At 68.6% G+C, this 19048-nt stretch carries 17 protein-coding genes and 1 riboswitch; of the genes, 9 read left to right on the plus strand and 8 right to left on the minus strand.

Annotated features, from left to right (window positions below; all coding sequences use genetic code 11):
• Window positions 1-90: 90 nt before the first annotated feature.
• Window positions 91-768, minus strand: a complete 678-nt coding sequence (locus ACQ1W9_RS04220) for a hypothetical protein (RefSeq protein WP_431025475.1) — start codon at window positions 766-768, stop codon at window positions 91-93.
• 184 nt (window positions 769-952) lie between these two features.
• Window positions 953-1055: riboswitch (TPP riboswitch) on the plus strand.
• On the opposite strand from ACQ1W9_RS04220, the gene ACQ1W9_RS04225 reads away from it, so the two are divergent.
• The 3 genes from ACQ1W9_RS04225 (at window position 1045) to ilvD (ending at window position 5127) form a co-directional block, all read left to right on the plus strand.
• Complete coding sequence (locus ACQ1W9_RS04225; protein ID WP_431025476.1) at window positions 1045-2448, plus strand: sodium:solute symporter family transporter; 1404 nt, start codon at window positions 1045-1047, stop codon at window positions 2446-2448. Its footprint overlaps the riboswitch before it by 11 nt.
• Window positions 2448-3137: a TenA family protein gene (locus tag ACQ1W9_RS04230; RefSeq protein WP_431025477.1), complete on the plus strand. Its 690-nt coding sequence runs from the start codon at window positions 2448-2450 to the stop codon at window positions 3135-3137. Before ACQ1W9_RS04225 ends, ACQ1W9_RS04230 begins: the two co-directional genes overlap by 1 nt.
• A gap of 301 nt (window positions 3138-3438) precedes the next feature.
• Window positions 3439-5127, plus strand: coding sequence for a dihydroxy-acid dehydratase (gene ilvD, locus ACQ1W9_RS04235; protein ID WP_431025478.1), 1689 nt, complete (start codon window positions 3439-3441; stop codon window positions 5125-5127).
• Between the two features lie 183 nt (window positions 5128-5310).
• Here ilvD and ACQ1W9_RS04240 read toward each other — a convergent pair whose 3' ends face one another.
• From ACQ1W9_RS04240 to ACQ1W9_RS04255, 4 genes are all read right to left on the minus strand, one after another.
• Window positions 5311-6801: a PhnE/PtxC family ABC transporter permease gene (locus ACQ1W9_RS04240; RefSeq protein ID WP_431025479.1), complete on the minus strand. Its 1491-nt coding sequence runs from the start codon at window positions 6799-6801 to the stop codon at window positions 5311-5313.
• Between the two features lie 38 nt (window positions 6802-6839).
• A complete protein-coding gene (locus tag ACQ1W9_RS04245) occupies window positions 6840-7493 on the minus strand; it encodes an ATP-binding cassette domain-containing protein (RefSeq protein ID WP_431025480.1) in 654 nt (217 codons plus the stop codon).
• Window positions 7493-8350 carry a putative selenate ABC transporter substrate-binding protein gene (locus ACQ1W9_RS04250; protein WP_431025481.1) on the minus strand — a complete coding sequence of 286 codons (858 nt, stop codon included), beginning with the start codon at window positions 8348-8350 and terminating at the stop codon, window positions 7493-7495. The genes ACQ1W9_RS04245 and ACQ1W9_RS04250 overlap by 1 nt, the downstream gene beginning before the upstream one ends.
• Window positions 8351-8468: 118 nt before the next feature.
• The gene (locus tag ACQ1W9_RS04255) at window positions 8469-8738 is read right to left on the minus strand and encodes an XRE family transcriptional regulator (protein ID WP_346061633.1); all 270 of its coding nucleotides are present in this window, start codon (window positions 8736-8738) and stop codon (window positions 8469-8471) included.
• Between the two features lie 216 nt (window positions 8739-8954).
• Between ACQ1W9_RS04255 and ACQ1W9_RS04260 the strand changes: the two genes are divergently transcribed.
• Genes ACQ1W9_RS04260 through ACQ1W9_RS04270 form a run of 3 tightly spaced genes read left to right on the plus strand, consistent with a single transcriptional unit; the run spans window position 8955 to window position 12427 of the window.
• Complete coding sequence (locus tag ACQ1W9_RS04260; protein WP_431025482.1) at window positions 8955-9914, plus strand: TAXI family TRAP transporter solute-binding subunit; 960 nt, start codon at window positions 8955-8957, stop codon at window positions 9912-9914.
• Window positions 9915-9944: 30 nt separating this feature from the next.
• A complete protein-coding gene (locus ACQ1W9_RS04265; RefSeq protein WP_431025483.1) occupies window positions 9945-10427 on the plus strand; it encodes a DUF1850 domain-containing protein in 483 nt (160 codons plus the stop codon).
• Entirely contained in the window at window positions 10427-12427 is a 2001-nt protein-coding gene (locus tag ACQ1W9_RS04270) for a TRAP transporter permease (protein ID WP_431026405.1), read from the plus strand. The genes ACQ1W9_RS04265 and ACQ1W9_RS04270 overlap by 1 nt, the downstream gene beginning before the upstream one ends.
• Before the next feature lie 12 nt (window positions 12428-12439).
• On the opposite strand, the gene ACQ1W9_RS04275 is transcribed toward ACQ1W9_RS04270, so the two are convergent.
• Window positions 12440-13033, minus strand: a complete 594-nt coding sequence (locus tag ACQ1W9_RS04275; RefSeq protein WP_431025484.1) for a YbaY family lipoprotein — start codon at window positions 13031-13033, stop codon at window positions 12440-12442.
• Between the two features lie 220 nt (window positions 13034-13253).
• On the opposite strand from ACQ1W9_RS04275, the gene purE reads away from it, so the two are divergent.
• Complete coding sequence (gene purE, locus ACQ1W9_RS04280; RefSeq protein ID WP_346061637.1) at window positions 13254-13778, plus strand: 5-(carboxyamino)imidazole ribonucleotide mutase; 525 nt, start codon at window positions 13254-13256, stop codon at window positions 13776-13778.
• 10 nt (window positions 13779-13788) lie between these two features.
• On the plus strand, window positions 13789-14904 hold the full coding sequence (locus ACQ1W9_RS04285; protein WP_431025485.1) for a 5-(carboxyamino)imidazole ribonucleotide synthase: 1116 nt from the start codon (window positions 13789-13791) through the stop codon (window positions 14902-14904).
• Between the two features lie 58 nt (window positions 14905-14962).
• Here ACQ1W9_RS04285 and ACQ1W9_RS04290 read toward each other — a convergent pair whose 3' ends face one another.
• The gene (locus tag ACQ1W9_RS04290; RefSeq protein ID WP_431025486.1) at window positions 14963-15907 is read right to left on the minus strand and encodes a LysR family transcriptional regulator; all 945 of its coding nucleotides are present in this window, start codon (window positions 15905-15907) and stop codon (window positions 14963-14965) included.
• A gap of 172 nt (window positions 15908-16079) precedes the next feature.
• Here ACQ1W9_RS04290 and ACQ1W9_RS04295 point away from each other — a divergent pair, with 172 nt between their 5' ends.
• A complete protein-coding gene (locus ACQ1W9_RS04295) occupies window positions 16080-16916 on the plus strand; it encodes a hypothetical protein (RefSeq protein WP_431025487.1) in 837 nt (278 codons plus the stop codon).
• 96 nt (window positions 16917-17012) lie between these two features.
• Here the strand turns inward: ACQ1W9_RS04295 and ACQ1W9_RS04300 are convergent, their stop codons facing one another.
• Window positions 17013-19028, minus strand: coding sequence for a PhoX family protein (locus ACQ1W9_RS04300; RefSeq protein WP_431025488.1), 2016 nt, complete (start codon window positions 19026-19028; stop codon window positions 17013-17015).
• Window positions 19029-19048 lie beyond the last annotated feature (20 nt).

Raw genomic sequence — 19048 nt, forward strand, 5'->3', positions numbered from 1 at the left:
CGTTCTTGGGGCTGCATCGCTCTGCTTCGCTTCCTAAGGCCTGCGCCCCTTTGATGGGGTGGGTGCCGAGAAGCGAGACCTGAGGGAGGCTCACTCTTCCAGCATGGCTTCCACCAAGTCGGCCAGGGGCGCCAGGGCGCCGACGTGCACCAGCAGGATGACCTTCGCCTTGTCGTTGCCCTCGATGCCGGTCACCACGGCGAACTCGCATTCTTCCAGGTGAAATTCATGGATCTCCCGGGGGCCCTCCGGGGTCTCGCAGCGCGCCACCCGGTAGCTCTCGTCCTCGCCATAGGTCAGGCGGTGATAGACCTTGAAGAAGGTATAGAGGCCGAGGCCGCGCTCGAAGCCGGGCCAGTGGGCCGGGTTGGCGCGGGTCTCGGCATCGATCTCCTGGCCCCGGGCCTCGGCGGCGGCGATGGCCTCCATCAGCGGCTCGGCCAGCAGCGTCTCTGCCTCCCGGGGCAGGGGCTGCTGTTCATCGATGGCGGCCTGGTAGCGGGCCACCACCGGGAGCAGGTCGCCGCGCTGGGTCAGGGGGTGGTCGCTATGGGCCAGGCTCTGGGGATCGGCTTCACCATTGGCCCAGCCATGGAGCACCCGCAGGGTCAGGCGCCCCTCCCGGCCGGGCTTGTCCAGCAGGGCCTGGAGGGCGACGCGCAGGTGCAGGCGGCGCTCCACCACCTCGTTGTCGAAGGCGCTGTAGGGGTCGGTAAAGAGAGTGTGGAGCCGCCCCGGGGCATGCTCCTTGGCTTCGGTATAGGGCATCGGGGATCTCGTTGACGTGATGGGCCGGCCGCCGAAGCGGAATGCGTTGGTCGTGATATCGGCCGTTTCTCAGAAAACTTCAGTGATGGGACTACACCTTTGGTCGCGACCGCTCCGCGCCGTCGCCTTTACACCCGCAGCGTCGATGCGCAAGATGGGTGCCCCGTTCCAATTCTATTCCACTCACTGTCGCCAGGGGCGTCCCACGGGACTGAGAGGTGTGTGCGCACCGACCCTGGAACCTGATCCGGTTCATGCCGGCGGAGGAAGTGCGACATGCCTTACCTGACGTCAGCCGTGCTCGGCGCGGCGCTGCTGTGCTTTACCTTTCTGGGCCTCAAGGCCCGCCGGGCCGATGGCCCCCTCGATGACTACGTGACCGCCCGCAACTCCCAGGGCGCCCAGGCCATCGGCCTGTCCTTCCTGGCCTCCAGCATGGGCGCCTGGATCCTCTTCGCGCCGCCGGAGATCGGTGCCTTCGTGGGGCCGGTGGCGCTGGCCGGCTATGCCATCGGCTCGTCCTTGCCGTTTATCGTGCTGGCACTCTACGGCCCCGCCATCCGCCGCCACCTGCCGGAGGGGCGCAGCATCGGCGAGTTCGCCGAGGCCTGCTACGGCGCGGGGGTGCGGCGCTGGGTCTCCTTCGTCTCGGTGGCCTATATGGCCTGCTTCCTGGCCGCCGAGCTGACCGCCATCGGCGCGATTGCCGCGCTGCTGTCCGAGGTGCCTCCCACGCTGGTGATCCTCGGCGTGGCGCTGACGACCCTGATTTACACCACCCTGGGTGGGCTGCGGGCCAGCCTGGCCACGGATCGCTGGCAGGCCTGGCTGCTGCTGGCCCTGCTGGTGCTGGTCGGCGGCGTGGCCTGGTGGGGGTTGCCGCCGATGCCCAGTGATGCGGTGATGCCGTCGATTCCCACCGGTAGCGCCCTCTCGGTGGCGCTGACCCTGGTGATCGCGGTCACCGCGGCCAATCTCTTCCACCAGGGCTACTGGCAGCGGGTGTGGGCCGCCGAGGACGACCGAGCGCTCGGCCGTGGGGCCCTGCTGGGCGGGGTCAGCAGCCTGGTGGTGGTGATGGCCATCGGTGGCCTCGGCATGCTGGCGGCGATGCACGCCCTGCCGCTCGGCGAGCCGCCGATTCCCTTCTTCGCCCTGCTGAGCGAGGCGCCGGCCTGGCTGGGCCTGCCGGCCCTGGTGCTGGCGGTGACCCTGGTGGCCTCCAGCGTGGATACCCTGCAGAACGCCATCGCCTCCCTGGCGGTGGCCAGCAGCGGTCGGCGCGGGCTCTCGGTGAGAGGGGCGCGGCTGGTCACGGTGGCGCTGATGGTGCCGGTGGTATGGGTGGCCCTGCAGGGTTTCTCGGTGCTGCGCCTGTTCCTGATCGCCGACCTGCTGTGCGCGGCCATCCTGCTGCCGGTGCTGCTGGGCCTGTGGCGGCGCATGTCGCCGCTGGCGGCGGTGGCCGGTGGCGTGGCGGGCCTGGTCGGGGCGGTACTGCCGGGCTGGATCTCCCTGGGAAGCCTTGGCGCCGGGGTGCTGGCCGCCACCTTCCCGGACAGCATCCCGACCCTGGCGCCCTTCCTGGGCGCACTTGTCGCCTCCACCCTGGTCAGCCTGCTGATCGCCTGGCTGCGGCCGGGGGCGAGATTTCACCTGGCAAGCAAGGGAGACGCCTGATGACGACGCGCGCCGACTGGAACGCCTGGGCCGCCGGCCGTGCATCGGCACGCCTCACCGACTGGCTGCGCGAGATCAGCGAGCCCGATTGGTCGGCGACGGTGAATCACCCGCTGTTCGACGCCCTGGCCGAGGGGCGCCTCTCCGGTGACGACTTCGCCGCCTATATGGTGCAGGACTACGGCTTCGTCGACCCCTTCGCCGCGCTGATCGGCCACGCCATTGGCCGGGCACCGAGCATGGAGGATCGGGTGGTGCTGGGCCAGTTCATGGGCATGCTGACCAGCGACGAGAACAGCACCTTCCAGCGCACCTTCGAGGCCTTCGGCGTGCCGGCCGCCCGACGCGAGGCGCCGGACTACCTGCCCGAGACCCAGGCCTTCCGGGCGCTGCTGCGCGATACCGGTGATCGCGGCGACTATGCCGAGCTCCTGGCGGTGCTGGTGGTCACCGAGTGGGTCTACCTGGAGTGGGCGCTGCGGGTCAGCCGCGGCGAGGAGCTGCACCCGCTGATGGGGGAGTGGATCGACCTGCACGACAACCCCGCCTTCCAGGACTTCGTCGCCTGGCTGCGGCGCCGCCTGGACGAGGAGGCGGAAGAGCTCGATGACGCCGCCTTCACCCGTATGGCCGAGCGCTTCCGCGACACCGTGGCGAAGGAGCGCGCCTTCCACGATGCGGTGTATTAGGCACCAGGCTCCTGCTAGGTGACACCGCGGGAGCCTGCCGCACTCAGGGCTATCGCAGCGGGAATGACCGAGGGGCGCTGGGGGTAGGACGGAGCGGGGGTTTTTTGCCAGGGATGGCAAAAGTAGCGCCCAGGGACGGGTTTACAGCGCCCCGCGACGACCTGCCCCCAGGGTAGCCCCGGTCCTCCGAGGGAAAGTGTGTTAACTGCGATAACCCTGCTGTTGCCTCTATGCCGGTTGCCAGACCGGCCATCGCCGGCCACCCTCTGAGGGTCACCCGATCATCGAGAGGAGGCCCGCCATGTCTGATACGCCCAAGGATGCCCGCCGCCGCCACTCCGCCCCGGTGGTGGATGGGCCCGGCAAGGCGGCCGGCCGCGCCATGCTGCGCGCGGTGGGCTTCAGCGATGAGGATTTCACCCGGCCCCAGGTGGGCATCGCCTCCACCTGGAGCATGGTCACCCCTTGCAACAGTCATATCGGCGAGCTCGCCGAGCATGCCCGTGACGGCGCCGACGCCGCCGGCGGCAAGGCGGTGATCTTCAACACCATCACCATCTCCGACGGCATCGCCAACGGCACCGAGGGCATGAAGTATTCCCTGGTGTCGCGGGAGGTGATCGCCGACTCCATCGAGACGGTGGCCGGCTGCGAGGGCTTCGACGGCCTGGTGGCCATCGGTGGCTGCGACAAGAACATGCCCGGTTGCCTGATGGGGCTGGCGCGACTCGACCGGCCCAGCGTCTTCGTTTATGGCGGCACCATCCTGCCCGGGAAGGGGCATACCGATATCGTCTCGGTGTTCGAGGCCATGGGCGCTCACAGCCGCGGTGATCTCGACCTGATCGCGCTCAAGCAGATCGAGGAGACGGCGATTCCCGGCCCCGGCTCCTGCGGCGGCATGTATACCGCCAACACCATGGCCTCGGCCATCGAGGCGCTGGGCATGAGCCTGCCGGGCAGCTCGGCGCAGAACGCCGTGTCCCGGGACAAGCGCGAGGACTGCGAGGCGGCCGGGGCCGCGGTGCTGGCGCTGCTCGAGCGCGATATCAGGCCCTCGGCCATCATGACCCGGGAGGCCTTCGAGAACGCCATCAGCGTGGTGATCGCCCTCGGTGGATCCACCAATGCGGTGCTGCACCTGATCGGCATGGCGCGCACCCTCGGCGTGTCGCTTGCTCTCGAGGATTTCACCGAGATTGGCCGCCGGGTGCCGGTACTCGCCGACCTGCGCCCCAGCGGCCACTACATGATGAGCGAGCTGGTGGCCATCGGCGGTATCCAGCCGCTGATGAAGACCCTGCTCGACGCCGGCCTGCTGCATGGCGATTGCCTGACGGTGACCGGGAAGACACTCGCCGAGAACCTGGCGGACGTTGCCCCCTATCCCGAGGATCAGCGGATCATCGCGGCGCTGGATCGACCCATCAAGGCCGAGAGCCATCTGCGTATCCTGCATGGCAATCTGGCGCCGGAGGGGGCGGTGGCCAAGATCACCGGCAAGGAGGGCACGCGCTTCTCCGGTACGGCGCGGGTGTTCGGCTCCGAGGAGGAGGCCCAGGCGCGCATCAACGACGGCAGCGTGGCGGCCGGCGACGTGGTGGTGATCCGCTACGAGGGGCCCCGGGGCGGTCCCGGCATGCGCGAGATGCTGACGCCGACCTCGGCGATCATGGGCCGCGGCCTGGGCAGCGAGGTGGCGCTGATCACCGACGGACGCTTCTCCGGCGGCAGCCACGGCTTCGTGGTGGGGCATGTGACCCCCGAGGCCTTCGACGGGGGGCCCCTGGCGCTGGTGGAGGACGGCGATCGGATCACCATCGATGCCGAGGCCGACACCCTCGACGTCGACCTCTCCGACGCGGAGCTGATGCGCCGCCGCGCGGCCTGGCGACAGCCGGCGCCGCGCTACACCCGCGGCGTGCTGGCCAAGTACGCCCGGCTGGTCAGCTCGGCGAGTACCGGGGCGGTGACCGATATGCCGGATTAGGGCGCTGCGGGGGAGGGGCGCCCGGGGCCGTTCAACAGCTCTGGCGATTGATGGTACTGGGGGAGAGGGGCGCAATATCGCCTGCGGCGAGCCTCTTGATCAGTCGCTTAGCAGCTCTGGCGATTGAGGGTACTGGGGGAGAGGGGCGCAATATCGCCTGCGGCGAGCCTCTTGATTAGTCGCTTAGCAGCTCTGGCGATTGATGGTATGGCGCAGGCGCAGGTAACCGCGCAGGCGACGGGCGAGGATATCCACGCCGATATTGAGGGCGGCGGTGATCAGGATCAGTACCAGGGCGCGGTCGAAGCGGATCTCCTGGATGGCGCTGTCCACGTAGAAGCCCAGGGTGGCGATGCCGAGGATGCCGAGGATGGCGGTCTCGCGCATGATGATCTCCCAGCGGTAGAAGAGCAGTGCCAGGAAGGGGCCATAGACCCGCGGGGCGACCTCGTAGGTGTAGCGATCGAGGCCCCGGGGGGCATCGGGGCGCAGGACGATCTCGTTGCTGCGCCGCCCCACCAGGTGGGCGATGATGCCGCCGTTGTGCAGGGCCAGGGCCACCACCGCCGGCAGCATGGAGGGGCCCCATAGCTGCAGCAGGATAAAGGCCAGCAGGTACTCCGGGGTGGAACGCAGCACCACCAGCACGCCATGGCCCAGGCCGCCGCCGAGGCGGCCGGTGAGATGCCGCCCGGTGAAGTGATGAGAGATCAGCGGGAAGAGCGCCATGGCCAGGAGTCCGGTGAGCACCAGGGCGATCTGGCTCAGCAGCAGGGTGTTCCAGATCCCGGGCAGGGCCTGGTGGAGCAGCAGGTCGCCGAGCCAGGGCCCGAGCCCTTCCAGCCCCTCGCCGTTTCTCAGCGGCGCCGGCACGATGTCCCGGGTAAAGAAGCGCGACACATTGCTCCACAGGATCGGCAGGCCGGTGCCCAGGCAGAAGGGCGCCGCCAGCAGGTAGAAGGGCAGCAGCTTCGGCCGCACCCAGAGACGCAGGCTGGCGATCAGGGCATAGAAGAGCAGCAGCAGGGCGCCCACCGCCGCGTAATGGCCCTGGGCGAAGTGGCTGGCCAGGTGGAAGCCCAGGGTGGGCATACCCACGAAGCCCAGCACGGCGCTGGAGCGCAGGCCGCACTCCAGGCGGTAGGCGGTGTAGCTGACCAGGTGCGGCCAGGCCTGGCTGATACGGGCATAGAGCAGCGCCGAGAGCCGGCCGGTGCCCCGGGGCAGGGCGCGCCCCGGGCTCGGGTCGGTCTCGTCGAGGATCTCCGCATAGACCTTGGCGAAGATGCCCGCATAGGGAATGGCGATGGCCAGCACCCCGGTGAGGGGGTGCAGGCCGAAGCTCTGCAGGAAGATCAGCGCCCAGAACAGCTCGTGGATGGCGCGGATAAAGGCGCAGCCGGTGCGCACCCAGAGGCGGTGGAAGCAGAGTGCCAGCAGCAGGCCGGCGGCGGCGCCGACGCCGACGCCGACGAAGGCGAAGGCGACGGTGCGCAGCAGCGCCTCGCCGAGGGCATCCACGGCGCCGAAGTCGGGGCGTATCAGGCCCAGGGCCAGGCGCCCCAGCTCCTGCCAGGGATCGTGGGTGCTGATCTCGAAGTCGCCCAGCAGCAGGCAGAGCACCGCCAGCACCACCAGGCCGAGGCTGACCCGGCGGGTGGCGCTGAAGGGCATCCTGTCGCGCGATGGGGGGGCGGAACTCATCGGCCGCATCAGTAGAGGGAGAGCAGGTCGCCCGTGCTCAGCTCGCGGCTGGGGCGGTCGATGGCGATGCTGCCCGCCTGGATGCCCACCACCCGGTTGCAGTGGCGCAGCGCCAGCTCCAGGTCATGCATGGCCAGCACCGCCATGTCGTAGCGCTCGGTGAGGGCGCGCATCACGCGCTCCGCCTGGGGGCCGTCCAGGGCCGAGACCGGTTCGTCGGCCAGCAGCACCCGGCCGCCCTGGTGAATCGCCCGGGCGGCGGCGACCCGCTGGCGCTGGCCGCCGGAGAGTTCGCCGCAGGGCGTCCAGCGCTTCTCGGCGATGCCCAGGCGCTCGAGCAGCGCCGTGATGGCCACCACGTCGCGGCGCCGGGGGCGTGCCAGGGTGAGCAGGTTGACCCACCAGGGGTGACGGTCCAGGCACCCCATATAGACGTTGTGGAACACCGAGAGGCTGGGCACCAGGCCCAGGTCCTGGGGCATCAGCGCCACCCCCTGCTGCCGCCACTGGTCATGCATCAGCGACAGCAGGGTCGACTTGCCGGCGCCGCTCTTGCCCACCAGGGCCACGCGCTCGCCGGGGGCCAGGGTCAGGTCCAGGGGACCCAGTACCCGAGTCGGACCATAGTCGGCGACCGCCCCCGCCAGGACCAGGCTGCTCATCAGTCGAGCAGCCCCAGGTCGGTGGCGACGCGCTCGATCATGGCGTAGTCGTCATTGCCGGCGGGAATAAAGCCGGAGCGCGGGAAGCTGGCCAGCAGCTCCGGATCCTGCATGGCGATCAGGGCCTGCTGCAGGCGCTCGGTGAAGCCATCGCCGAAGCGCTCGTCCAGATCGCCGCGCACCGTCCACTGGTAGTCCGGGTAGGGCGGGGTCTCCCAGATCACCTGGACCCGGTCGGGGTCGACGTTGCCGCTCTCGACCTCGTTCTCCCAGGCGGTGTAGCTCACCACCCCGGCCTGGTAGGCGCCGGACTGCACCAGGGAGATGGTACGGCTATGGTTGCCGCTGAAGCCGACCCGCTCGAAGAGCGCCTCCGGGGCCTCGCCCAGGTGCTCGCGCAGGAAGTATTCCGGCATCAGGCGCCCGGAGGTGGAGCTCTGGGAGCCGAAGCTGAAGGTCAGGCCGCGCAGGGCCTCGGGGGCGGTCTCCTGCTCCATGGGGGCGAGGCCGGTGTCGCGGTTGGCGATCACATAGCTCTTGTACTGGGGATCCTCGATGCCCTGGGCGATGGCCCGGGCACCGGGGACCAACTGGCGGGCCTGGACGCCGGTGAAGCCGCCGAACCAGGCCAGCTGTACCTGGTCGTTGCGAAAGGCGGTGACCGAGGCGGCGTAGGAGGTGACGGGGATAAAGCGCACGTCGACCTCGAGTGCCTCGGCCAGGTAGTCGGCGACCTTCTGGAAGCGCTCCTGGAGGCGGGTCTCGTCCTCGTCGGGAATGGCGGTAAAGACCAGGGGGTTGGCGGCGGCCAGGGGGGCGGCGACCAGTCCCAGGGCCAGAATCAGGGCACGTAGCATGGCTCTCTCGTCCTCGGAGTGAGAAGAAAGCGCAAGGATACTCGATTGGGCGGGGGCTTGCCGACCACTTGCCGGCGAAGAAGACGCGCCCGCACCGCGGAAGGCGGTGCGGGCGCTATCAGTGATCCGGGTCGAGGCTGTCGCGTAGCGACTCCAGTTCCTCTACGCCGAACAGCTCCACCTTGCCGGCCAGCAGGTCGCTGAGGCGTTGAGGGGGCATGCCGACGCGATGAGCGATCTCGCGATTGGGCAGGTCGGAAAGGGCGATGCGGCGGGTCAGGATACGCATCAGGCGAGAGCGTTTCTCCAGCTCTCTGACGTCCAGGTTGGGGGCCGTGGTTGCACTGTCGAGGGCGTCCCAACCGCTGGATAATCGTGCCGTGCTCATGGTTCTCCGTTGGCCTTGGCTAGCGACGCCCTCAGCATGCAAGGTTTTGCCGTGGCTTGCCAGGGAAAAATGCATGAAATTTTCCCGATTCCTCGGGCGGGCTCCGGGGGCCCGCGTCCTGGCAGCGTTGAGGGGGGAATTCCGGGACATGCTAATTTTGACGGCGACAAGAGGATGATCGTCCCACACAACAATCCGCCTTCCTGGAGCGATTCCATGCCACGATTCAAGCTTACCCTGGCCGCCTCCCTGCTGGCCCTGGCTCCCGCCGCCTTCGGCCAGCAACTCTCCATCGCCACCGGCGGTACCGGCGGCACCTACTACCCCTATGGTGGCGGCCTCGCCGAACTGATCAACAACCATATCGAGGGCGCCAGCGCCGTGGCCGAGGTCACCGGGGCTTCGGTGGAGAACATGGGCCTGGTGTGGCGCGGCGATTCCGACCTGGCCCTGGCCCTGGCGGATACCGTCTATCAGGCCTATAGCGGCACCGGCGACTTCGAGGGGCGCCAACTGGAGAATATTCGCGCCCTGGCGTCCATCTATCCCAATGCGGTGCAGCTGGTGACCCTGGCCGACTCCGAGGTCCATTCCCTGGCGGACCTGCGCGGCAAGCGGGTCTCGGTGGGGGCGCCGGGCAGCGGCACCGAGCTCAATGCCCGGGCCCTGCTGGAGGCCAACGGCATCGACTATGACGACTTCACGCCCCAGCGCCTCAACTTCAACGAGACCGCCGATGCCATCCGTGACGGCGATATCGATGCCGGCTTCTGGAGCGTGGGCCCGCCCACCAGCTCCATCCTCAACCTGGCCACCACCCGTGATGTGCGGCTGGTCGGCCTCACCGACGAAGAGATCGCCAATGCCCGGGAGGTGGAGCCGGTATTCGCCCCCTACAGCCTGCGGGCGGGCATCTATGACGGGGTAGAGGAGCCGGTGCAGACCATCAGTATCCCCAATGTGCTGGCGGTGAGCAGCGAGATGGACGAGGAGCTGGCCTACCAGATCACCAAGGTGCTCTTCGAGCAGACCGATGAGCTGATCGCCATCCATCCGGCGGCCAATGACACCACCGTGGAATTCAGCGTCGACTCCACCCCCATCGCCTTCCATCCGGGCGCGCTGCGCTACTACGAGGAGGTGGGCGCCGAGGTGGCCGAGCATCAGCGTCCCTGATCCATGGGGATGAGCACGACGGGGCGGGCCATGAGGCTCGCCCTGGCGCTTGCACTAGGCCTGGCGGTGCCCCCGGCGATGGCCGACGAGGCCCACCTGGCGGTGATCAGCGAGCGTGGCGAGACCCTGCTGAGCCTGCCCATGCCCGAGGGGGCCGGCTGGTGCCTGGAGTGGAATCACTCGGTGGCGGGTTTCCCGGTGCTCGACTGCTACCGTCATCGCCAGGGACGCATGGTACTGGAGCGCAGCCATCTGCCGGATTTCGCCGCCGGCCTCGATCATATTCCCGGCCGCGGGCGCCAGGTCTCCGACGGTCGGGGCGGCTACTGGATCGAGGCCATCGACGAGCCGGTGCCCGGCAATGCCTACCGCCTGCGGGTCGGTGCCATGGACGTCGATCATCGCCTGGTGGTGGACGGCGAGCGCCTCAGCCTCAGCCGATTGGCCGAACATCAGCGGGTGACGGTGCATCTGGTCGTCCCCGCGGGATCCCTGCCTGCGAGAGAACCATGATGAGCGATTCCGGCGTTTCCCCCGTCGTCCCGGGCAGCCAGACGAAGCAGGCCAGGCCGATCCTGTGGCTGATCTCCCTGGTCGCCGTCGGGCTGTCCCTGTTCCAGCTCTATTCCGCCGGCATCCAGCCGCTGGGGCTCTTCTATCAGCGCAGCATCCACCTGATGCTGATCATGCTGCTGGCCTTCCTGATCTTTCCGGTGTTCGGCCCGACACGCCGGCGCGGCCTGCCGGGCTGGGCCATCGACGGCCTCTTCCTGGCCGGGGCCCTGATCACCGGCGGCTACCTGGTGCTCTACCTGGACGAGATCATCCGCCGCGCCGGCTTCTGGAGCCAGACCGATATCCTGGTCGGCTGCATCGCCGTGATCACCGTGCTCGAGGCGAGCCGCCGGGCGGTGGGGCTGGGCATGACCATTATCGGCGCCCTGGGCATCCTCTATGCCTTCGCCGGGCCACGGGGCGAGCTGCCCTGGCTGGGGCAGTTCCTGCCCGGCATCCTCGAGCATCGCGGCTACAATATCGACCGGCTGGTGGGCCAGCTCTATCTGGGCCAGGAGGGGATCTTCGGCCTGCCGCTGGGGGTGGCGGCCACCTATATCTTCGTCTTCGTGCTGTTCGGCGCCTTCCTCGAGGTGACCGGCGCCGGCAAGTTCTTTATCGATATGGCCTATGCCGCCACCGGCCGCCAGCGCGGCGGCCCCGCCAAGGCGGCGGTGCTGGCTTCCGCCGGCATGGGCTCCATCTCCGGCAGCGCCATCGCCAATGTGGTGACCACCGGCGCCTTCACCATCCCGCTGATGAAACGCCTGGGCTACAAGCCCCACCAGGCCGGTGGCATCGAGGCGGCGGCCTCCACCGGCGGCCAGATCATGCCGCCGCTGATGGGCGCCGGCGCCTTCCTGATCGCCGAGTACACCCGGGTGCCTTACCTGGAGGTGGTCAAGGTGAGCATCCTGCCGGCGGTCCTCTACTTCGCCACCGTCTATCTGTTCGTGCATATCATCGCCCTCAAGCAGGGCATGCAGGGCATGGCTCGCGCGGAGCTGCCGCAGATGCGCGAGGTGATGCGCGAGGGCTGGCACTTCCTGCTGCCGCTGGGGGTGCTGGTGTGGCTGCTGGTGATGCATATGTCGCCGATGCGGGTGGGCTTCTATGCGGTGATCACCATGGTGGCGGTGGCGGCCCTGCGCTATGCGGTCTGGTACTTCTTTATCGCCCCCCGGCAGGGGCAGGGCGTCACCGTCGAGGGTATCTGGCGGGCCGTGCGGGCGGGCCTCGCCAAGCTGCTGGAAGGGCTGGAGCTGGGCGCGCGTAACGCCGTGGCGGTCTCCATGGCCTGCGCCGTGGCCGGCATCATCGTCGGGGTGGTGGGTCTCACCGGCCTGGGGCTGAAGTTCTCGGCCATGATGATGGCCTTCTCCGGGGGCAATATCGTGCTGGCGCTGATCATGGTGCTGCTGGCCAGCCTGGTGCTGGGCATGGGCCTGCCGGTCACCGCCAGCTATATCGTGCTGATCGTGCTGGTGGGCCCGGCGCTGACCGCCGAGTTCGGCATCCCGCTGCTGATCGCCCATCTGGTGGTGTTCTGGTATTCCCAGGATTCCAACGTCACGCCGCCGATCGCCCTGGCCGGTTTCGCCGGGGCGGCCATCGCCGGCAGCAAGCCGATGGCCACCGGGGTGCAGGCGTGGAAGTTCGCCAAGGGGCTCTACCTGATCCCGGTGTTCATGGTCTTCAACCCGGAGATCATCATGGGCGGCCCCTGGCCGGTGCTGATCTGGAACGCCGTGATCGCCATCCTGGCCCTGGGGGCCTTCGCCGCGGCCCTGGAGGGCTACCTGTTCACCCGCATGGGGTGGCTATCGCGGCTGGTCATCGGGCCGGCCATCGTGGCGGTCTTCTATCCCGATTTTCGGGTGGAAGCCGCCGGGGTGGCGGTGATGGCGCTGGCGCTGTGCGGGAACTGGCTGGCCAGCCGGCGGGCGACCGCCGGCTGACTGAGGAGGGGGTTAGCCGGCGTCGGCCTCGTCGGTGGTCGCTTCCGCTGCTGCCTCGGTCTCGCTGGCCACTTCCTCCGGCTCGGTGACCCGGGTCAGGATCAGTTCCTGGGCCTCGGGGGCCGCGTCGCTCAGGTCGACGCCCTGGTGCTCGGTGGTGGTCCACAGCAGCTCACCTTCGGCGCCGCGGATCTCGCCGCGCAGGGCGTAGCGGTGGTTGGCTTCCACCTCGGCCGGATCATAGGCGAGGCTGAACTCGACGGGGACCTGGCCCTCGGGCATCAGGTGCTTCTCGGCGAGGATCTCCGCCGGGGCATCGGCCAGGGAGACGTCCAGCAACTGGACGATGATCAGGCTATCCTCCGGCAGGGCCATGCGCTCCCGGTAGCTCAGGCTGCCGTTCAGGGTCGCCGGCTCGGCGGCTGCCGCCTGGGACTCGTCGTCGGTGCCTGAAGTCAGCGTGTTGGCATCGGCGGAGCCGGTGTCGTCGGCGCTCAGGGTCACCTGGTCGGCGTCGGCGCTGGCGGCGGACTCCTCGGCTTGGTTGCACCCGGCCAGGGCCAGGGCGGCGGTGAGGGCGGTAATCAGGAACAGGGGACGCTTCATCGATTCTCTCCTTGCTGGGAAACGGCTGCGATGGTCGGCAATCCCGCCGACGTCATCACCTTAGCAGGGGAGTGCGCACAAAGGGTGAAAGCCGGCGTCGCCGCCCGGCGACGCTGGCCAGTTGGTCAAGATGACGTCGGGGCATGGCCTGGGTAGAATACCGCCCCTTCGAATTTCACCCACACTTCATACCAGGCACCCGTTTGCCGAGGAGCAGGCCATGCAGTCGTCCCACGAGGCGCCGTCCACCTCATCCCCACGCGTTGGCGTGATCATGGGCTCCAAGTCCGACTGGCCGGTGATGGAACATGCGGTGGCCATGCTGGAGCGTCTCGGCGTGCCCTATGAGACCCGGGTGGTCTCCGCCCATCGCACTCCGGACCTGCTCTTCGATTATGCCAAGTCCGCCGCCGAGCGGGGCCTCTCGGTGATCATCGCCGGGGCCGGGGGCGCCGCCCACCTGCCGGGCATGGTGGCCTCCCAGACCGCCCTGCCGGTGCTGGGCGTGCCGGTGGAGTCCAAGTCCCTCAAGGGGCTCGATTCGCTGCTCTCCATCGTGCAGATGCCCGGCGGCATCGCCGTGGGTACCCTGGCCATCGGCAAGGCCGGGGCCACCAACGCGGGCCTGCTGGCGGCGCAGATCGTCGGCCTGCAGGACGCTACCATCCGTCAGGCGGTGGAGGCCTTCCGCGCCGAGCAGACCGAGGCGGTGCTCGACAACCCGGACCCCCGTCCCAGCGAATGAGGAAGCAAGCATGAATATCGGCGTTCTGGGTGCCGGCCAACTGGGCCGCATGCTGGCCTTGGCGGGCTACCCCCTGGGCAATCGCTTCACCTTCCTGGATACCACCGGCCACCCCAGTGCCGGCATCGGCGAGGTGATGATCGATACCGACCAGAAGCACCTGGCCGACTTCCTGGCCAAGGTGGATCTGGTCACCTACGAGTTCGAGCACCTGCCGGTGGCCCTGGTCCAGGCCATCGAGGAGCAGACGCCGGTTTACCCCTCCAGCGAGGCGATCCGGGTCTGCCAGAACCGTGCCGAGGAGAAGGCGCTGTTCGATCGCCTGGGCATCCCCACCCCCGCCTATCGCCTGGTGGAGCACGCCGACGAGCTGGAGGCGGCGGCCCGCGAGCTGGGCTGCCCGGTGGTGGCCAAGTCGGTGACCGAGGGCTATGACGGCAAGGGCCAGGCGGTGCTCCGCGACCCGGCCGAGGCCCAGGAGGCCTGGCGCGCCATCGGCCACCCGCGGCTGATCGTCGAGGCCTTCGTCGACTTCGTGCGCGAGGTGTCGATCATCGCCGTGCGCGGCCGCGACGGCCAGGTGGTCTTCTATCCGATGGCCGAGAACGTCCATATGGACGGCATCCTGCGCTATTCCGTGGCGCCCATGCCGGACCTGGACGAGGCCGTGCAGCAGACCGCCGATGGCTATATCCGCGCGCTGCTCGACGAGCTCGACTATGTGGGCGTGCTGACCCTGGAGCTGTTCCAGACCCGCGACGGCGCCCTGCTGGCCAACGAGATGGCGCCCCGGGTGCACAACTCCGGCCACTGGACCCAGGACGGCGCGGTGACCAGCCAGTTCGAGAATCACCTGCGTGCCATCCAGGGGCTGCCCCTGGGCGATACCGCGGCACGGATGCCGACCTGCATGATCAATGTGATCGGCCGCGAAGGCGATGCCGCCGCGATCCTGGCCCTGCAAGACGCCCATCTGCATCGCTACGACAAGGCGGAGCGCGCCGGACGCAAGCTGGCCCATGTGAACCTGGTGGCGCCGACCCATGAGGCGCTGCTGGAGAAGGTGCGGGCCTGCGCGGCCCTGCTGCCGGAGGCCCCGGCGCCGCGGTTCAGCTTCGAGCCCTGATCAGTCGGCCCCTCGAGGGGCCGCCTCGCCTCACGACGCCGCCCACCGGGCGGCGTCGCTATGTCTGGCGGCCGACCGCCTGGGCCTCGCGACCGGCCTGGGTCAGCAGGCCGCGGATCCAGCGATGGGCCGGGGCGTGGTGCTGGCGGTCGTGCCACAGCTGGTAGAAGCGCATCGGCGGGAAGGCGATGGGGCAGGGGCGAATGGTCAGCGGCAGCAGCCGGGCATAGAAGTCGGCGAAGTGACGACTGGTGGTGAAGACCAGGTCGCTGCCCTGGATCAGGTAGGGGGCCAGGGTGAAGGACTGCACCTCGATCACCTCGTGACGCTCCAGGCGCAGGCTGGTCAGGCAGCGGTCGATGACCCCGCGCTGACTGCGGGAGTAGGGCATGGGCACCACATGGCCCGCCGCCAGGTAGGCCTCCTGGGTCAGGGCGGGTTCGGCGGTCAGGGGGTGATCTTCCGCCATCAGGCAGACGATCTCGTCCTCCAGCAGCATCGACAGGTGCATGCGCTCCGGCGGCTCCGGCCAGTTGCCGATGACGATATCCAGCTCACCCTCCGCCAGGGCCGTCTCGAAGTCGTAGTCGGGGCCCAGGGCATGCACCGAGAGGCGTGCCTGGGGCGCCTGGTCCCGCAACAGGTGAACCGCCGTGCGCATAAAGACCGGCGCCAGGTAATCCGGGGCACCGATACGGAACTGCTGGCGGCTGCTGGCCGGCTCGAATTCCGCCGGCGATTCGGTGAGGCGATCGATCTCGGCCAGGGCGCGGCGGGCATGGGGTAGCAGCTCCAGGGCACGCTCGGTGGGTACCATGCCGCCCTTGTCGCGTACCAGCAGGGCATCGTCGAAGATCTCGCGCAGCTTCTTCAGCGCCGCGCTGATCGCCGGCTGGGACTGGTGCATCAGGATCGCGGTGCGCGACACATTGCGCTCGTCCAGCAGCAGGCAGAGCACCCGCAGCAGGTAGGTGTCCAGTGGGTCCTTGGTTCGATTTGCCATCAGGGTCCCTCGGCTCATTGTATTGTCTTTATCTTATATAAGAGTTCCGTGATCCAGACTATGGCGCCTCGGTAGTGTTCATTCCTGGCGGGGGCCCTAGACTGTGGAGTCACATCCTCTCTTATGTATACAGGATGTTGTTCATGATAACGACAATATGTGGAGACAATCCATGACACAAGCTAGCAAGGTTATCGGCGCAGGGGTGATCCTGGCCCTCTCCGCCACCACCGCGACTGCCGCTACCTGGAGCGATACCTCCATCGGCTACCGCTTCGGTACCGAATTTACCGAACCCGCCAACGACGAAGACATCCAGAAGCATATCATCAGCTTCACCCATGCCAGCGGCTACGCCTATGGGCAGAACTTCTTCAACCTGGACCTGCTCCAGTCGGATCGCGATGATCCCGCCGCCGGCAGCGAGACCGGGGCCATGGAGGCCTACCTGGCCTACCGCCACCAGCTGCACTATGGCGGCCTCTTCGGCGAGGCGCTGAGCTTCGGTCCGGTGCGTGATGTGGCCCTGACCGCCGGCTTCGACCTCAACACCAAGAATACCGCCTTCGCGCCCCGCAAGCGGCAGTTCGTGGTGGGGCCGACCCTCAAGTTCGATCTGCCCCGGGGCTTCCTGGACGTGAGCCTCTTCTACAGCCGCGAGTGGAACAACTGCGGCTTCTGCGACCCCAGTCGGGTGACCTTCGACCCCTATGCCCAGCTCAACGTGGCCTGGGGCGTGCCCTTCGATGCCGGCCCCGTGCCGATGAAGTTCCAGGGCTTCTTCAATCTCAATACCTCCAAGGGCGAGGATGGCTTCGGCAACGACACCTCCACCGAGCGCCTGCTGCGGACCTCCCTGATGGTGGACGTGGGGCAACTGGCCTGGGGCGAGAGCAACAACCTCTGGGCCGGGGTGGGCTACGAGCACTGGCGCAACAAGTTCGGCAACGCCGACGGCCCGGGTGTCGACACCGATGCGGCCACCTTCAACCTGGAGTGGCACTTCTAGGACTTTAGGACGCTCCGGCTCGCGCTTACCGTTCGATCAGTCGTATACCAAGAGGCCCCGCCAAAGCGGGGCCTCTTTGCGTCTCGTGGGTCGGGGTCAGGCGCCGACGATGCCGCCGTCCTCGCGGCTGATCGCCAGGGTGGCGGAGCGCGGGATGGCATCGCCGCCGTCCGGCCAGTGGCTGGCGTAGTCGCCGGCGGCGAAGGCCGAGGCTTCGGTGGTGGCGCCGGGGTGCTGGACATTGACGAAGAGGGTGCGCCGGTCCGGGGTCATGGTCACCCCGGTGATCTCCTGGCCGATGGGGCCGGTGAGGAAGCGCTTGAGTTCGCCGCTCTCGGGGTTGGCCACCAGCATCTGGTTATTGCCGAAGACCTCGTAGATGCCGTCGTTCATCACCGATTCGCTGATATCGGTCTGGATCCACAGGCGGCGCTCCGCGTCCATCCACAGGCCATCCGGCGAGGCCAGGATGGCGTCGTCGTCCAGGGGGGCGCCGTTCGCATCGCGGCCGCTGTCCCGGTCGCCGGCCAGCAGGAAGATCTCCCACTGGAAGCGGGTGGCGTCCTGGCCGCCCTGTTCCCGCCAGCGGATGATATGGCCGAAGGTGTTGTTGGCCCGCGGGTTGGCGGCGTCCTCCTGACCCGGCTCGCGGCGGGTGTTGTTGGTCAGGGTGAAGTAGACCTGGCCGCTGGCCGGGTCCACGGCGCCCCACTCGGGGCGATCCATCTTGGTGGCGCCGGCGGTGTCGGCGGCGGAGCGGGCATTGACCAGGATATCGGCCAGGTTCTGGAAGCCGTTCTCCGGGGTCAGGCCGTTCTCGCCGGGGGCCAGGGCCAGCCACTCGCCGCTGCCATCGGCGTGGAATTTCGCCGCATAGAGGGTGCCCTCGTCGAGCAGCGAGCCGTCCGCGCTGGCGGCCCGATAGGGGCGCGCCGAGACGAACTTGTAGATGTACTCGAAGCGGGCGTCGTCGCCGGAGTAGCAGACCACCGGCTCGCCTTCCACCGCCGGGGCGAAGACCACCCCCTCGTGGGCGAAGCGCCCCAGGTGGGTGCGCTTGATCGGCGCGGCCTCGGCATCGAAGGGGTCGATCTCCACCATATAGCCGAAGGCATGCGGCTCGTTGCGGTAATCCTCGGCGGAGGAGCCACCCCGCGGGGTGGCATCGAAGCGCAGGAACTCGTCGGCGCCGCCGGCCGCCTTGTGCCACTGGTAGCGGCTGGTGTCGCGGCGGGTGATGCCGTAGCGGGCCTGGCGGCGGTCGATGGTCTCGGCGCGATTGGCGAAGTAGCCGGCCCAGTTCTCCTCCGAGGCCATATAGGTGCCCCAGGGGGTGACCCCGTTGGCGCAGTTGTTGAGGGTGCCGCGGGTCATGCTGCCGTCCGGGCTGTATTGGGTGATGACATGCTCGCTGCCCGCCACCGGGCCGGCCAGGCGCATCGGCGTCAGGCCGGTGACGCGACGGCTCTGGGCATCCTTGACCAGGCGCCACTGGCCGTCGTCGCCGCGCCGCAGGTGCACGATGGAGACGCCATGGGCATGCAGCTCCCGGCGCACCTGGTCGGCGTCGCGGCTGCCGTCGGGGCGCTCGGGGAAGCCGCCGGAGTCCAGCGCTAGCCCCGCGGCGGCGGCGTGCATAAAGCGTGGCTCGATATATTCGTGGTTAAGCACCAGCAGGCCCTCGTCGGAGCGGCCGTCCAGGGGGAAGAAGTGCATGCCGTCGTGGTGGCTGCCCACCTGATGGGCCTGGTCGTCGGCGTCGTTGTCGGTGGCGAAGTCCGGAGTCCCCTCGGCCAGGGAGGTGCCCCAGGGGATCATCGCCTGGACCCGATAGCCCTCGGGAACCACCACCGCATCGGCGCTGCTGGTCGGGATGGCGGCGAAGCCCAGGCTGGGGCCGCGGCCGCCCTGGCCGGCGAAGGCGCCGCCGAAGGGCAGGCTGGTGGCCATGGCGCCGGCCACGGCGGCGGCCAGGCTACCGCGCAGCAGGCTGCGGCGGCTCAGGCGGGTCTCGAGGATATCGCCGAAGTAGGCGTTGCCGGAGGCATTGCTCTGGGGCTCGTCGCCGGCGGCCAGTACCGGGTCCGTGGTGCCAGGGAGGTGCTGAGTCATGGTCGGTTCCTTGTGAATGA

Source organism: Halomonas sp. H5, from assembly GCF_050613175.1.
Taxonomy (GTDB): domain Bacteria; phylum Pseudomonadota; class Gammaproteobacteria; order Pseudomonadales; family Halomonadaceae; genus Bisbaumannia; species Bisbaumannia salifodinae.

Coding starts and splice junctions, on each gene's coding strand:
- ACQ1W9_RS04220 (WP_431025475.1), bottom strand. CDS start 768: ATGCCCTATACCGAAGCCAAGGAGCATGCCCCGGGGCGGCTCCACACT.
- ACQ1W9_RS04225 (WP_431025476.1), top strand. CDS start 1,045: ATGCCTTACCTGACGTCAGCCGTGCTCGGCGCGGCGCTGCTGTGCTTT.
- ACQ1W9_RS04230 (WP_431025477.1), top strand. CDS start 2,448: ATGACGACGCGCGCCGACTGGAACGCCTGGGCCGCCGGCCGTGCATCG.
- ilvD (WP_431025478.1), top strand. CDS start 3,439: ATGTCTGATACGCCCAAGGATGCCCGCCGCCGCCACTCCGCCCCGGTG.
- ACQ1W9_RS04240 (WP_431025479.1), bottom strand. CDS start 6,801: ATGCCCTTCAGCGCCACCCGCCGGGTCAGCCTCGGCCTGGTGGTGCTG.
- ACQ1W9_RS04245 (WP_431025480.1), bottom strand. CDS start 7,493: ATGAGCAGCCTGGTCCTGGCGGGGGCGGTCGCCGACTATGGTCCGACT.
- ACQ1W9_RS04250 (WP_431025481.1), bottom strand. CDS start 8,350: ATGCTACGTGCCCTGATTCTGGCCCTGGGACTGGTCGCCGCCCCCCTG.
- ACQ1W9_RS04255 (WP_346061633.1), bottom strand. CDS start 8,738: ATGAGCACGGCACGATTATCCAGCGGTTGGGACGCCCTCGACAGTGCA.
- ACQ1W9_RS04260 (WP_431025482.1), top strand. CDS start 8,955: ATGCCACGATTCAAGCTTACCCTGGCCGCCTCCCTGCTGGCCCTGGCT.
- ACQ1W9_RS04265 (WP_431025483.1), top strand. CDS start 9,945: ATGAGGCTCGCCCTGGCGCTTGCACTAGGCCTGGCGGTGCCCCCGGCG.
- ACQ1W9_RS04270 (WP_431026405.1), top strand. CDS start 10,427: ATGAGCGATTCCGGCGTTTCCCCCGTCGTCCCGGGCAGCCAGACGAAG.
- ACQ1W9_RS04275 (WP_431025484.1), bottom strand. CDS start 13,033: ATGAAGCGTCCCCTGTTCCTGATTACCGCCCTCACCGCCGCCCTGGCC.
- purE (WP_346061637.1), top strand. CDS start 13,254: ATGCAGTCGTCCCACGAGGCGCCGTCCACCTCATCCCCACGCGTTGGC.
- ACQ1W9_RS04285 (WP_431025485.1), top strand. CDS start 13,789: ATGAATATCGGCGTTCTGGGTGCCGGCCAACTGGGCCGCATGCTGGCC.
- ACQ1W9_RS04290 (WP_431025486.1), bottom strand. CDS start 15,907: ATGGCAAATCGAACCAAGGACCCACTGGACACCTACCTGCTGCGGGTG.
- ACQ1W9_RS04295 (WP_431025487.1), top strand. CDS start 16,080: ATGACACAAGCTAGCAAGGTTATCGGCGCAGGGGTGATCCTGGCCCTC.
- ACQ1W9_RS04300 (WP_431025488.1), bottom strand. CDS start 19,028: ATGACTCAGCACCTCCCTGGCACCACGGACCCGGTACTGGCCGCCGGC.